14 protein-coding genes are annotated in these 13,361 nt (G+C 75.2%); 9 read left to right on the top strand and 5 right to left on the bottom strand.

Annotation, left to right across the window (positions count from 1 at the left end):
• Positions 1-175 precede the first annotated feature (175 nt).
• Genes WAB14_RS13630 through WAB14_RS13620 form a run of 3 tightly spaced genes read right to left on the bottom strand, consistent with a single transcriptional unit; the run spans position 176 to position 2,957 of the window.
• Complete coding sequence (locus WAB14_RS13630; RefSeq protein ID WP_340270563.1) at positions 176-634, bottom strand: hypothetical protein; 459 nt, start codon at positions 632-634, stop codon at positions 176-178.
• Positions 615-2,018 carry a putative bifunctional diguanylate cyclase/phosphodiesterase gene (locus tag WAB14_RS13625; RefSeq protein ID WP_340270562.1) on the bottom strand — a complete coding sequence of 468 codons (1,404 nt, stop codon included), beginning with the start codon at positions 2,016-2,018 and terminating at the stop codon, positions 615-617. The genes WAB14_RS13630 and WAB14_RS13625 overlap by 20 nt, the downstream gene beginning before the upstream one ends.
• A 21-nt stretch (positions 2,019-2,039) precedes the next feature.
• The gene (locus WAB14_RS13620) at positions 2,040-2,957 is read right to left on the bottom strand and encodes a hypothetical protein (protein ID WP_340270560.1); all 918 of its coding nucleotides are present in this window, start codon (positions 2,955-2,957) and stop codon (positions 2,040-2,042) included.
• A 99-nt stretch (positions 2,958-3,056) separates the two neighbouring features.
• On the opposite strand from WAB14_RS13620, the gene WAB14_RS13615 reads away from it, so the two are divergent.
• The 4 genes from WAB14_RS13615 (at position 3,057) to WAB14_RS13600 (ending at position 6,316) form a co-directional block, all read left to right on the top strand.
• Entirely contained in the window at positions 3,057-4,139 is a 1,083-nt protein-coding gene (locus tag WAB14_RS13615) for an FAD-dependent oxidoreductase (protein ID WP_340270559.1), read from the top strand.
• An 87-nt stretch (positions 4,140-4,226) separates the two neighbouring features.
• Positions 4,227-4,535 (top strand): hypothetical protein, encoded by a 309-nt coding sequence (locus tag WAB14_RS13610; protein WP_340270558.1) that lies wholly within the window; start codon positions 4,227-4,229, stop codon positions 4,533-4,535.
• Positions 4,490-5,404 (top strand): spermidine synthase, encoded by a 915-nt coding sequence (locus tag WAB14_RS13605; protein WP_340270557.1) that lies wholly within the window; start codon positions 4,490-4,492, stop codon positions 5,402-5,404. Before WAB14_RS13610 ends, WAB14_RS13605 begins: the two co-directional genes overlap by 46 nt.
• 24 nt (positions 5,405-5,428) lie before the next feature.
• A complete protein-coding gene (locus tag WAB14_RS13600) occupies positions 5,429-6,316 on the top strand; it encodes a hypothetical protein (protein WP_340270556.1) in 888 nt (295 codons plus the stop codon).
• A gap of 67 nt (positions 6,317-6,383) precedes the next feature.
• Here the strand turns inward: WAB14_RS13600 and WAB14_RS13595 are convergent, their stop codons facing one another.
• Together WAB14_RS13595 and WAB14_RS13590 are read right to left on the bottom strand one after the other, a co-directional pair.
• Positions 6,384-8,819, bottom strand: a complete 2,436-nt coding sequence (locus WAB14_RS13595; RefSeq protein WP_340270555.1) for a M14 family metallopeptidase — start codon at positions 8,817-8,819, stop codon at positions 6,384-6,386.
• A gap of 123 nt (positions 8,820-8,942) precedes the next feature.
• A complete protein-coding gene (locus WAB14_RS13590) occupies positions 8,943-9,332 on the bottom strand; it encodes a VOC family protein (RefSeq protein WP_340270553.1) in 390 nt (129 codons plus the stop codon).
• Between the two features lie 64 nt (positions 9,333-9,396).
• Here WAB14_RS13590 and WAB14_RS13585 point away from each other — a divergent pair, with 64 nt between their 5' ends.
• The 5 genes from WAB14_RS13585 to WAB14_RS13565 all read left to right on the top strand — a co-directional run bounded on the left by WAB14_RS13585 (position 9,397) and on the right by WAB14_RS13565 (position 13,351).
• Entirely contained in the window at positions 9,397-10,698 is a 1,302-nt protein-coding gene (locus tag WAB14_RS13585) for an O-acetylhomoserine aminocarboxypropyltransferase/cysteine synthase family protein (RefSeq protein WP_340270551.1), read from the top strand.
• On the top strand, positions 10,695-11,201 hold the full coding sequence (locus tag WAB14_RS13580; protein WP_340270549.1) for a CoA-binding protein: 507 nt from the start codon (positions 10,695-10,697) through the stop codon (positions 11,199-11,201). Before WAB14_RS13585 ends, WAB14_RS13580 begins: the two co-directional genes overlap by 4 nt.
• Before the next feature lie 69 nt (positions 11,202-11,270).
• Positions 11,271-11,474 carry a DUF1918 domain-containing protein gene (locus WAB14_RS13575; protein ID WP_340270547.1) on the top strand — a complete coding sequence of 68 codons (204 nt, stop codon included), beginning with the start codon at positions 11,271-11,273 and terminating at the stop codon, positions 11,472-11,474.
• Positions 11,390-12,508 carry a molybdopterin-dependent oxidoreductase gene (locus WAB14_RS13570; RefSeq protein ID WP_340270546.1) on the top strand — a complete coding sequence of 373 codons (1,119 nt, stop codon included), beginning with the start codon at positions 11,390-11,392 and terminating at the stop codon, positions 12,506-12,508. Before WAB14_RS13575 ends, WAB14_RS13570 begins: the two co-directional genes overlap by 85 nt.
• A 129-nt stretch (positions 12,509-12,637) precedes the next feature.
• Positions 12,638-13,351 carry a hypothetical protein gene (locus WAB14_RS13565; protein WP_340270544.1) on the top strand — a complete coding sequence of 238 codons (714 nt, stop codon included), beginning with the start codon at positions 12,638-12,640 and terminating at the stop codon, positions 13,349-13,351.
• Positions 13,352-13,361 lie beyond the last annotated feature (10 nt).

The raw sequence follows: 13,361 nt of genomic DNA, 5'->3' as shown, positions 1-13,361 counted from the left end.
CCCCCGTCGGGCGGCAGCTCATCTGACACCGTCCGAGCCCTCGTGACGAGAGGCGAGGACACGTCGTTACACAACTGTGACAACAGGCGTCTGACCAGCGGATTCGTTGCCCAGTGAAGCATCGGCGCGGACGAGTGGTGCCGACGGCGGAGCGTGGTGGAGCGAGCACCGGCCGCTACGGGGAGGCTCGTGGGGCCCGCCGGTGCAGCCGGGTCAGGACGGCGTCGCAGAGGACGAGGACCACGGTCGCGGTGACGACGTGGACGACGAGCAGCCTGTCCCACACGGCGGGCCACCGCGCCAGCGCGCTCCACACGACGACCAGCACCACGGTCGAGGACAGGCAGGTCGGGAGGGCCCGCCTGACGCGCAGCAGACGCAGCGTGCCGTACGCCGCGAGGGTGCCGATCGGGACGGTCGCGACCAGCACCAGGAACGACGAGGCAGCGGCCAGGAGGAACGCGACGACGAGCTCGTCCTCGCGACGGACCGCAGCGGCGAGGATCACGTGGAGGCCGCCGACGAACGCCGCGTGCGACACCGCGCCCGCGACGGCTCCGGCGCCGCCGACCGCCACCAGCCGGCGCGCGCGCCCCGGCAGAACCCGCGAGCGGTCAGCGAGGACCGGGGACACCCGCTCCCGCCCGCTCCGGGGAGCACGAGACGAGCCACGCGACGACGTCCGGGGTGGGCAGCGGCCGGGAGAACAGGTACCCCTGACCGCGTTCGCAGCCGAGCCCCGTCAGCTCGTGCGCGACGGCAGGGTCCTCGATCCCCTCGGCGACGACCCGCACGCCGAGAGCATGGGCGAGGGCGATGGTGTGCGTGACGATCGTCGCCGTCGTCGGGCTCTCGAGGACGTCCGCGACGAAGGTCCGGTCGAGCTTCAGCTCGTCGACGGGGAAGTCGCGGAGGTAGGCGAGGCTCGCGTAGCCGGTGCCGTAGTCGTCGATGGAGACCCCGACGCCGGACTGCTGCAGGGCGAGGAGCACCTCCGCGACCCGGGCGGGTTCGCTCATGAGGGTGTCCTCGGTGAGCTCGACGACGAGGGCGTGCGACGGCAGTCCGGCCCGCCGTAGCGCCTCGTGGACCTTGCCCGGCAGGAGGAGGTCCTGGACGTTCGCGGCGGAGAGGTTGACGGAGACGGGGACGTCGACGCCGAGGTGCCACCACGTGGCGCAGGCCTCGAGCGCGAGGGCGAGGACGCGCTCGGCGAGCGCCCCCATGAGACCGGTCGCCTCGGCGAGGGGGAGCACGACGGCGGGGAGGAGGGTCCCCTCGACCGGGTGCTCCCAGCGGACGAGCGCCTCGACCCCGACCATCGGCGGTGCCGCCGGTGCCCCGTCGACCGTCCACTCGCGACGCTGCAGCGGGACCTGGGGCTGGAGGTGGACGACGAGCCGTCCCGGGCCGGGACCGGCTGCGGTCACGGGTGCGTCGTCGAGGACCCGCCGCAGGTCCTCCATGAGCACGAGGCGGCCGAGTCGGGAGGCGTCGGCGTCGAACTCGCGGACGGCGGTGTCGGCGCGCTTGGCGTCGTACATCGCGACGTCCGCGGCACGCATGAGCTCGCTGCGGTCCCGGGCCGGCCAGGGCGCGCTCGCGACCCCGACGGACACGTCGACGTGCACGCGCGTCGCACCGAGCTGGTACGGCTCGGCGACCCGGTCGCGGACCGAGTGCGCCAGGGCGACGGCGTCCGGGGCTGCGGTCCCGGGCAGGAGGAGCGCGAACTCGTCGCCACCGAGGCGCGCGAGCACGTCGCCGGGTCGGGCGACGGACTCGATGCGGCCGGCGACCAGCACGAGGAGCTCGTCGCCGACCGCGTGCCCGAGGCTGTCGTTGACCTCCTTGAAGCGGTCGAGGTCGAGCAGAAGGAGGCTGAGCGGGTTCTCCCGCGACGCCGTCGCGAGCAGCCGGTCGCACTCCTCGAAGAGGGCCCGTCGGTTCGCGAGCGTCGTGAGCTCGTCGGTGCGTGCCTGTCGCTTGGCGTCGGCGGCCTCCCGCAGCTGCTTCATCGTGAGGACCGAGCGCCCCAGCTAGACGGCCACGGACGCGAGCGCGAGCCAGCCCGACAGCCCGGTCCCCGCCTCGCGGAGGCTGATGCCGATGAGGACGAGGGAGACGAGCACCATCGTGACGGGCAGCACGATGCTCGCCCCGGCGCCGGGCGCGGCCGCAGCCGGCGGCCGGGGCCGGGCCAACAGGGCGGGCACGACGAACAGCGCCGCCGCCACCACGTAGACGAGGTCGACGAGCCCGCCCTCGACGTAGCTGGTCCCCGCCTCCGCGCGGATGAAGAGCACGTCCGCGACGAACCACGTCGTGAGGCCGGCCGCGACGGCGAGCAGGTCGGTGTGCTGCCGGAACGGCACGAGACTCAGCCCGCCGACCACGACCAGGACGAGCAGCAGGTCGTTGACGGGGTAGGCGAGGTAGACGAGCGCGGCCCCGAGCGGCACGTCCGACATGACGAGACCCGGCGCCAGGAGCAGCGACGCGACCGCCGCGGCGCCGAGGCCGGCGACGACGCCGTCGAACCACATGATGGTCCGCCACGGCCGTACCCGCTGGCGCAGCAGGAGCATGACGGCGACGTAGCCGAGCGGGTAGAAGGCGAGGTAGCCGAGGTCGGCGAGGGAGACGTACGCGTCCTGGTGGGCCGCGACGAGGGTGTAGTACGCGTTGCCGGCGACGGTGCTGACGAGGGCGGTGGCGACGAGGCGCCACGGCAGCCCGCCCGCGCCCGGCACGCCGCCCGTGCGCCACAGCGCCACGGCCGCGGCGAGGTAGGGCACGTTGAACAGGCCGACGTCGATGAGGAGGACCTGCCCGGCCTCGGCGTCACGGAACAGGAACGTCGTCGCGAAGGCGAGCACGCTGAGGACCGCGACGACCGCGCACGCCACGGTGCCGCGTGGCCGGGTCCGCGCCGGCGTCACGGGAGAAGCGCCCATCGAGTCCCTCCCCGGAGCCAGGTCGCACCTCCCGGTATCGGCAGGCGGGGCCCCGACCTGAGCCCCAGCCGGTGCGGGTCACCCCACTACGGTGCAGCGATGACGGAGCCGCCCCTGCGAGTCCTCGTCGTGGGCGGCGGTGCCGCCGGCCTGCTCCACGCCCAGCTGCTCCTCGACCGGGCCGCCGACACCGGCCGGCAGGTCGCGCTCACGTGGGCCGTGTGGCGTGAGGGCGCGGCCACCGCGTCCCGCTCGGGCGGGCTCGCCCTGCGCTACGCCTCGCCCGACCCGCGGGCCGCGGACTGGGCGGCGCGCTCGCCGGTGGTCGGGGCCGCGCTCGCCGCGCGGCACGCCCACCTCACCGGGCACGTGCGGACCGGCCGGGCGCTGCTCGTGTCGCAGCGTGCGCCGGTCGTGGCGTTCAGCGGGGACGTCGTCGAGCCGGCCGCGTACGGCCTGCCGCACACCCACGGCCTGCTCCACGAGGCCGGGCCCCTGTGGCACACGTGCGGCCTGCTGCCACGATGGGCGGCCGCGCTCGCCGAGGACCCGCGGGTCCGCCGCGTCGACCTCGACCGCCCGGTCCGCTCGACCGCCGACCTGCTGCGCCTGCACGACGAGGCCGCGGCCGACGTCACCGTCGCGTGCCTCGGCCTCGGCGCCCACGCGCTCGGCGACCCCGCGCTCGAGGGCCGTCTCGGGGTGCTCGTCACCGGTCCGCTGCCGGCCGGGCTGCACCGCGACCACGCCGTCGTCGACGACGACGACCCGCTGCGCCCCCGCTACACCGTCCCCCACGGCGGGTCGCCGGCGACACCGGACCACCTCCACGTCGGCGGCACGTACCTGCCGGTGACCGACCCCGCCGACTGGGACGAGCCGTCCCGGCTCCGGGAGCGCGCCCTCGCCGAGGTGCCCGCCCTGCTCGCCGACGCCCGCGCGCGCTTCCCCGACCTGCGCGACTGGGAGCCGGATCCCGACGGGGTGTGGTGGGGCCTGCGTCCGGTCCGCCCCGAGGTCGCGGTCGGTCGCCTGGACCCCGCCGGCACCGGCGGCAGGACCGTCGTCGTCGACCACGGCTGGGGCGGCTCCGGCTGGACGATCGGGCCGGCGCTCGCCGACGAGGTCGCGACGGGCGTCCTCACCGACCGGGCCGAGGGACTGCCGGTCGTGGCGCGGTGAGCGTGCACCGGTGACCGCGACACGCCGCGGCGACCGGTCACACGTGCACGCTCAGCCGCCTCTCCAGCCGCCACGTACCCTCGACACGTGACCGCCCTCGTCGCCGCCGGCTCCCTCGTCGCCGGGTTCGCCGTCGCGGAGGCGACGGGGGTCCGCGAGCTCGGCGGTGCCGTGCTCCTCGCGGGCGGCGGGTGGTGCGCGGTGCGCTGGTGGCGCGGCCACGGGCCCGTCACCGCCGTCGGGCTGTCGGCGCTGTACCTCGGCGCCTTCGTCGGCTCCCACGTCCTCGCCCGCGAGATCGGCGCGTGGCCGTCCGTCGCCACCGTCTCCGCGATCACCGCGGCCGCCGCGTGGGTGGCCGCCGACCGCCGGCCCGCCCGGCAGCAGCCCGCCTGAGCGCGCGTCGTCGCACCGGCGCCGCCGCCCCGGTCGAGGGGCGCTGGCCCGTCGCCGGGGGCACCGCCTCCCTCGTCAACGACCCGGCCGGCGGCCCGGGTTGGCTGCTCGCCGTCGACGACGTCCCCCAGTCCCACGTCGACCTCGTCGACCCGACGGTCCTCGTCTTCGAGTACGTCCGCTGGGTCGGGGCGCTCGTCGACGCGCTCGCGCCGAGCGGCGCCCCGGTCCACTCCGTCCACGTCGGCGCCGGTGCCGGGACGCTCGCCCGCTACGTCGCGGCCGTGCGGCCGGGGTCCCGGCAGGTCGTGCTGGATCCCGACGGGCCGCTCCTCGACGTGGTCCGCGACCAGCTCGGTCTCCGCTCGGGCCCGCACCTCAAGGTGCGCGCCGTCGACGGTCGCGACGGGCTCGCCGCGCTGCGCCCGGGCGGCTACGGACTCGTCGTCCGTGACGCGTTCGCCGACGCGCAGGTGCCGCACCGGCTCCGCACTCGGCAGTGGGTCGAGGCGGTCGCGCGCGTGCTGTCCCCGGACGGGGTCGTCGTGCACAACCTCATGGACGTCGGGGCGCTCACGACCGCGCGCGCGGAGGTCGCGACCGTGCGCAGCCTGCTGCCCCACGTCGTCGCGGTCGTCGAGCCGTCGGTGCTGCGCGGCCGCCGCACCGGCAACGTCCTGCTCGTCGCCTCCGCCGTGCCGCTGCCGGACACCGTCCGCGACCGCTGGGCGCGGGCGCTGCACGGTGACGCGGCCGCGCCCGTCCGGCTCCTCGACGAGGCCGCGACCCGGGACCGGCTCGGGGGCGGGGAGCTCCTCGACGACGACGCGCCCGGGCCGCCTCCGCCGCCGCGGCCCTCGTGGCGGTGAGGGGGGCCGACCTACCATCCGCGCATGGGGCGAGCGCGGGCCGTGGGCGCGACGGTCGCCGTCGCGTCCCTGCTGCTCCCGGCGTGCGCTGTCGACGAGGGGGTCGCGGTGGTGACGGGCTCCGCCGAGCCGTCCTCGGCCTCCTCGGTGGTGCCCTCGCTCGCCGCGGAGGTCGTCCAGTACCGCCGCGACGCGCAGCGCGACGTCGTGCAGGTGAAGGTGACGAACCTCGGCGAGGCCCCGGCTCACGTCACGCACGTGCGGCTGGAGTCGGACACGTTCGCCGACCCGCTCGAGGCGGACAAGGACTCGACGATCGGGCCGGGTCTGAGCGCCGACCTCACCGTCCCCCTCGCCGAGCCGGCGTGCGACGGCCCCGCCGACCCGGCCCCCGCCGTCGCGCACCTCACCCTCGGCGACGGCACCGGCGGCAGCGACGTCGTGACCGTCGAGACCGAGCAGCAGGCGCCGGGCGCCGACGTCCTCGCGACGGTCCGGGACGAGCGCTGCGCCGTCCTCGCCGTGACGGACGTCGTCGCGCTCACCGTCACGCCCGGCTGGACCGACGCGGGGCCCGTCGGCGGCGAGCCGGCGCTGCGCGGCACGCTCGACGTCACCCCGCTCCCGGCGGCGCCCGACCTCACCGTGTGGGTGGAGGGCGCGACGACGCTGTTCACCGTCGCCGGGCGCAGCACCGCCACCCTGCCCGCGGGGGGAGCGGAGCCGGTGGCGCTCGACGTCGTGCTCACCGTCACCCGCTGCGACGCCCACGCCGTCGCCGAGGACAAGAAGGGCTACCTGCTCCCGGTGCGGGTCGCGGTGGGCGGCGCCGAGCCGGTGCTGGTGGAGGTACCGGTGCCGGTGCCGGAGCGCGCGCCGCTCCAGGACCTCATCGACCGCACGTGCAGCTGAGACCGGCACGGCACGGGGCCCGCCCGGCTGCTGCCGGACGGGCCCCTGGGTCGTGCGGTGCGACGGGTCAGCCCCGGGAGGCCGCCTTCGACGCCCGGCTCTGCGCTGCGCAGACGTTCGCGACGTCGACGGTCTCGCCGCGTGCGACGACGACGTCGCGGACCGCCTTCACCTCACCGCGCTGGTCGGTGCACGTGAGGGTCCACGCCTCCGGCTCGTTGACGACGCGCGGCGTCGGGTTGCGGTACGAGACGCTGCCCGACCAGTCGTCGTTGACGCCGCCGGCGTAGTTGAAGACCACGACGGTGTAGTCGCCGGGGACGGGGTCCCGCAGCGTGACGACCTCGGGCTGGGCGCCCGTCGCCGCGCTGCCGACGACGTCGCCGTCGGCGTCGAACACGTAGAAGTCCCAGTCCGCCACGGCGGCGCTGCCCCACGTGAACCGCAGGTCGGCGAAGGCGTTGTCGTAGCCCTCCTCGATGGTGAACGTCGTCGTCTCGTACGGCCCGGACAGCGACAGCGCCCGGTTCTCCCCGGGCGTGCCCGCGGGGTTCGCCAGTGTCGCGGGCGGCTGCGGCGGGGCGGTCGGCTCCCGACCGTCACGCCCGGCGACGATGGGACGCGTCGAGGGGTTGACGGCGAAGTCGAAGCGCCCGCCCGTGGAGTCGTAGCGGCTCGACAGCGAGTCCTCGAACTGGATGACCTCGCCGCCGCGGCCGACGACCGGGGAGGTCGAGGTGAGGAACTGCTTGCTCACCTCGATGCTCCAGCCCGCGGGCGCCGTGCCGACGATGCGCGAGTGGTACGCCGGGTCGGCGGTCGCCCGCTGGATCTCCAGGTAGGCCGCGCGGTTGCCGCCCAGGCCCGCACCGGCCGCGGGCTCGAGACCGAGGTACTCGGCGACGACCGCCCGCTCGAAGGCCGGGTGGAAGTTCTCGTCGCCGATCTCCGGGGTGAAGCCCATCGAGCCGGCCGTCCAGAACGCCCAGTCCTCCGTGCCGCCCGTCGTGTCGTACAGCTCGTACGACGGGATGTTGGCGTAGCCGTTGTGGGCGGTCGCCTTCGCGCCGAGCGCCTTGTACAGCGGCTCCTCGAGCGGGGCACCCGTCGCGGCGACGCCGGGCGGGCGCAGCCACAGGTTGCTGTACGTGTGGTTGGTGATGAGCGTCGTCACCGAGCGGCTGGCCACGAGCGCCTGGATGTTGCGGCTCTCCGGCTCGGAGAACGGTTCGTCACCGCGGTAGGTGTCGCTCGACCAGCTCGTGCTCGCACCCGGCCCGCCCCACAGGCCGCCGTAGTTGCGGTTGAGGTCCGTGCCGCGGTAGCGGCCGGCGTTGTTCGCCGCGCACGTGCCCGTGCGGAACTGCGCCGGCGTGACGGCGCTGATCGCGCAGTTCTTGCGCTTGTTGTCGTAGGAGAACGTGCCGAAGGTGTCGGTCGTCGTCGCCTCGCGGGAGATCGTGAAGCCGTCCGGGTTCACGACCGGGACGATGATCGTGCGCGTCTCCTCGACGAGGTCGGTGATCTCGGCGTCGCTGCCGTAGCCGTCGAGCAGCTCGTACGCCCACTCCATGGCGTGCTCGCCCGAGGGCCACTCACGGGCGTGGTGCAGTCCCATGTGGAGGAAGACGGGCTTGCCGTCGTGGACCCGGTCGACGTCGGTCGTGATCTCGATGCCGTGGACCTCGCGGCCCTCGACCGTGAGCTCCTCGAGCGTGATCGGGCGGACCAGGCCGGGGTTGGCGGCGACGAGCTGCTTGAGCTCGGCCTCGTAGTCCGCGAGGCGCCGGTACTCGGTGCGCCCGCTCGGCAGGCCCGTCGTCTCGTTGGCGGCGGCGAACTGCGCGTCGGCGCGGCGGTCGGCTGCGGACTGCGCCCCGAGGTCGGCGATCTCGACGTCGTAGTCGAAGCCGGCCTCCTCGAGCGCCTCGGCGTCGGCCTCGCCGTGGAGGACGACGTCGATGCTCGTGGGCGTGCCGTGCTCGGTGAGGTCGAGGTCGAGGGCCTGCAGGCGCTCCTTGGCCTTCCGGTCCGGGGTCTCGACGGTGACGAGCTGCGAGGTCTCCGGCTCGCCGAGGATCTCGAGGAACGTGAGGTCGACGGTCACCTCGCCGGGGCGCCCGGACAGCAGGCAGCCCTGGACCGTGAGCTCGGTGCCGGCGTCGACGAAGCCGGTCGCCTTCTCCCGACCGCCGAAGCCGGCGCTGGCGGCGACGACGTCGCCGGCCGCGTCGAGGACCGCGAGGTCCCAGTCGCCGCTGCCCGCGATGCCGGCCTCGACGAGGCCGCTCGTCGGGGCGGTCACGGTGTAGGAGTCGACGCCCGCGCCGCGGGCGGGTCCGGCGGCGCAGTCGCGGGACTGCGCGGCGCCGACGGACAGGACGTTGGTCGGGTCGGCCACGGCCGACGGGACGGTCACCAGGGCCCCGGTGACGACGAGGGCGCCCGTCAGCCCGACGACGGCACGCGCCCGTCGGGAGGACAGCGCGGGTACGAACGACATGCGGTCGCCTTTCGCTGGGAGGATCCGCGAAACCTAGGGCCGCGTGATCAACGAGAACAAGGCTTTACCGGTCGGTCGGCAACCACTAGGGTCACGCGCCCGAGGTCGTGCGCGTCCGCCGCCTCAGGAGGAGGGCAGGCTCGCCAGCACGCAGAACTCGTTGCCCTCCGGGTCGGCCATGACCACCCACGTGACGTGCTCGTCGCCGCCCTGCCCGATGTCGGCGCGGCGCGCCCCGAGCGCCTCCAGGCGCGCGACCTCGGCGGCCTGGTCGTCGGGGGCGAGGTCGAAGTGCCAGCGGTTCTTGCCGGCCGTCTTCGCCTCCTGCACGCGCCAGAACATGACGGGGAACGCCTTGCCGCCCTCCGCACGTGTGGCCGCGGGCGCGATGACGGCCGCGCTGCCGTCGTCGGCGGAGTGGACGAGGTGCCAGCCGAGCGCCTCCACCCAGAAGCGTGCCTGCGCGGCCGGGTCGAGGGAGTCGACGGTCACGGAGTTCACGTGCAGGGCCATGCCGCGGACACTAGGGCTGGGACCACCCGCCGTCACGCGACCGCGCGGTGGCACCCTGGGCCGCATGAGCGAGCGGCAGTTCGGGTTCCGCACCCGTGCCCTGCACGCCGGCGGCGCGCCGGACCCCACGACCGGTGCCCGGGCGGTGCCGATCTACCAGTCGACGAGCTTCGTCTTCGAGGACACCGCGGACGCCGCGAACCTCTTCGCCCTCCAGAAGTACGGGCTCATCTACACCCGCATCGGCAACCCGACGGTGTCGGCCCTGGAGGAGCGGCTCGCCTCGCTCGAGGGCGGCCTCGGGGCCGTCGCGACGTCGTCCGGCCAGGCCGCCGAGTTCGTCACGTTCGCGGCGCTCGCCGGTGCGGGCGACCACGTCGTCGCGGGCGCGTCGCTGTACGGCGGGACCATCACGCAGCTCGACGTCACGCTGCGCCGCTTCGGCGTCGACACGACCTTCGTGCGCGGCGGCGACCCCGCCGACTTCGCCGCCGCGCTCACCGACCGGACGCGTTTCGTCTTCGCGGAGGTCGTCTCCAACCCCGGCGGCGAGGTCGCCGACATCGCGGGCCTCGCCGACGTCGCCCACGCCCACGGGGTGCCGCTCGTCGTCGACGCGACGACCGTCACCCCGTACCTGTGCCGGCCGATCGAGCACGGGGCGGACCTCGTGCTCCACTCGACGACGAAGTTCATCGGCGGTCACGGCACGACCCTCGGCGGGGTCGTCGTCGACTCCGGGCGCTTCCCGTGGGACAACGGGAAGTTCCCGTCCATGACCGAGCCCGTGCCCAGCTACGGCGACCTGAGGTGGTGGGGCAACTTCGCCGAGTACGGCTTCCTCACGAAGCTGCGGAGCGAGCAGCTGCGCGACATCGGCGCGACGCTGAGCCCGCACTCGGCGTTCCTCCTCCTCCAAGGCGTGGAGACGCTGCCGCAGCGGATGCGGGAGCACGTCGCGAACGCCCGCCGGGTCGCGGAGTGGCTCGACGCCGACCCGCGCGTCGCGTGGGTCCGCTACGCCGGGCTGCCGTCCCACCCCGACCACGAACGTGCGCTCCGGTACACCCCGGAGGGCCCGGGCGCCGTCTTCAGCTTCGGGGTCGAGGGTGGCCGCGAGGCGGGGGAGCGGTTCATCGAGTCGGTGCGGCTGTGCAGCCACCTCGCGAACATCGGCGACGCCCGCACGCTCGTGCTCCACCCGGCCTCGACGACGCACCAGCAGCTCAACGAGGCGCAGCTGGCCGCGGGCGGGGTGTCGCCGGACCTCGTCCGGATCAGCGTCGGCCTGGAGGACGTCGACGACGTCCTGTGGGACCTCGACCAGGCGCTCGACGCGGCCGTGTCGACGGCGGGTGCGGCATGAGCGCCCCGACCCGTGAGGAGCGGACGTGGCGCGGTCCCGGGGCGCTGGAGCGGCAGGCGATCCTGCGGCGCACGCGGACGGTCGCCGTCGTCGGCATGTCCGACAAGCCGTCGCGCGCGTCGTACTTCGTCGCGACGTACCTGCTGTCGACCTCGCCCTACGAGGTGTGGTTCGTCAACCCGAACATCGGCGAGGTGCTCGGTCGCCCTGTGTACCCGTCGCTGGACGCGCTCCCGGGGGTGCCCGACCTCGTCGACGTGTTCCGCCGCCACGAGGACCTGCCCGGAGTGCTCGACGAGACCCTCGCGCTCGGCGAGGGGGTGCGGACGTTCTGGCTGCAGCTCGGGCTGTGGCACGAGGACGTCGCGCGCCGCGCCGAGGCGGCCGGCCTCCAGGTCGTCATGGACCGCTGCCTCAAGATCGAGCACGCCCGCTTCCACGGCGGCCTCCACCTCGCCGGCTTCGACACCGGCGTCATCGACTCCCGGCGCCGCCGCGCCTGACCCTTGCGGGGCCCGTGCCGCGGGACGACCATGGAGTGGGTCGAGGGTGACGGTGCAGGAGGTGCTGCGATGCACGCGAAGGCCGGGGAACGGCTGGTGGTCCACAGCAACCGGGAGGGCGCGCCCGGGCGGGACGCGGAGATCCTCGAGGCGCGCGGCGAGGACGGTGCTCCGCCGTACCTCGTGCGGTGGTCCGACGACGGGCACGAGAGCCTCGTCTTCCCGGGGCCGGACGCGGAGGTCGTCCACGAGGACCACCCGCAGGGCTCCTGACCGCGCGCCCCGGTAGGCGCTCGCGCCTGCCGCCGCGGGTCAGCAACCTCCTCCTGCTCGCCGCGACGGTCCTCGCGCTGCTGACCGGCCTCGCCACGTGGTTCGTCACGACGGACGACAACCGCTGGGTCGTCGCGACCCACGGCGCGGTCGGGCTGCTCCTCCTGCTGCTCGTGCCGTGGAAGCAGCGGGTCGTCCGCACCGGGCTGCGCCGGCGGCGGCCGAGCCGGTGGCTGTCGCTGCTGCTCGTCGCGCTCGTCGTCGTCGCCCTCGCGACGGGCGTCCTCCACGCGACGGGCCTCGCGACCCGGGCGGGAGGGCAGCTCACGATGTGGTGGCACGTCGCGAGCGGCTTCGCCGTCGCCGCGCTGCTCGCCTGGCACGCCCTCGCCCGGCGGCAGCGGCTGCGCCGGACCGACCTCGACCGTCGCCTCGCGCTGCGCGCCGCGGGGCTCGCCATCGGCGCCGGCGCGCTGTGGCTCGCGACGAGCGCCGCGACGCACGCCCTCGCCCTGCCGGGAGCGGCCCGTCGACCGACGGGGTCGTACCTGCTCGCCCGGCCCCGCCCGACGATCTGGCTCCTCGACAGCACGCCTGACAGGGCCGACGCGGACCCGGCGACGTGGCAGGTCCGTGTCGACGACGCCGACGGCTCGCGGGACGTCGCGGTGACGGCACTGGCGGACTCGTCCGACCGGGTCCGCCGCACCGTCGTCATCGACTGCACGTCCGGGTGGGCGAGCGAGCAGCCGTGGACGGGGGTGCCGCTCGCGGCACTGCTGCGACCGGGCCCCGACGACCGGGCTGTCGTCGTGCGCTCGAGCACCGGGTACACCCGCCGGTTCCCCCTCGACCGCCTCGACGACCTGCTGCTCGCGACCGACATGGCCGATGCCCCGCTCGACGTCGCGCTCGGCGGTCCGGTCCGGCTCGTCGTGCCCGACCAGCGGGGGTTCGCGTGGGTGAAGTGGGTCGTCGAGGTCCGCACGGACCCGGGCCCGCCGTGGGCGCAGTCGCCGGTGCCGCTGCAGTGAGCGCCCGGGCGAGACCGCCCGGCAGGTCGGGCGCCGTGCCCCTGGGACCCGGGACACCGGGCGCCGCAGAGTCCTCCTCGACGCGGACCACCCGGTCCGCACCGACTCTCACGAGGAGACCCGAGACCCATGAGCACCACCGCACACCCCGTCGTCCCCGCCCCCGGCCGCGCCGCGGGTGCGACGTCCGAGCGCGCCGACAGCGCCCACCGTCCCCGCGGGTGGGCGTGGGCCGGTGTCGCCGCCGGCGTGGCCGGCATCGGCACGATCGTCACCAGCTCCATGTCCACCGCCGTCTACGACGCCACGGTGCAGGGTGACGCCCCCGCGATCGTCGACGTCATGGCCGGCCAGGTCCCCCAGCTCATCGCCTTCCACCTCACCACCATGGCGACCGTCGCCCTGCTCCCCGTCGTCGCCGCGGGACTGCACCGGCGGCTGCGGGCCACGACGCCCGCGGACAGCCTCACCGGTCCGGTCGCCGCGATCGGCCTCGTTCTCGTGGCGGTCGCCGCCCTCATGGGTTCGGGGCTCGACACCGAGTTCCTCTTCGCGGTCGGTGAGCCGGAGGTCCTCGTGCCGGAGGCCGCGGTCGTCTTCGGCCACTGGGTCGGGACCATCCCGTGGCTGTGGGTCGGCGCGGGCATCAGCGGTGTCGCCGTCGCCGTCGCCGCGCTGCGCCACCGGGCCGTCCCCCGCTGGCTCGGGGTCGTCGGCCTCGTGCTCGGCGGGCTCACGCTGCTGCTCGGCATCAGCCCCCTGCAGTACATGGCCGGCATGACCGGCCCGGTCTGGCTGCTCGTCACGATGCTCGGCCTCGCCCTCGGCGACCGGCGGGCGTGAGCGCGTTCCC

Origin of the sequence: Aquipuribacter nitratireducens (genome assembly GCF_037860835.1) — a bacterium.
GTDB lineage: Bacteria > Actinomycetota > Actinomycetes > Actinomycetales > JBBAYJ01 > Aquipuribacter > Aquipuribacter nitratireducens.
Note: the sequence above shows the minus strand (reverse complement) of the source record. Positions and strands in the feature narration are given on the sequence as shown.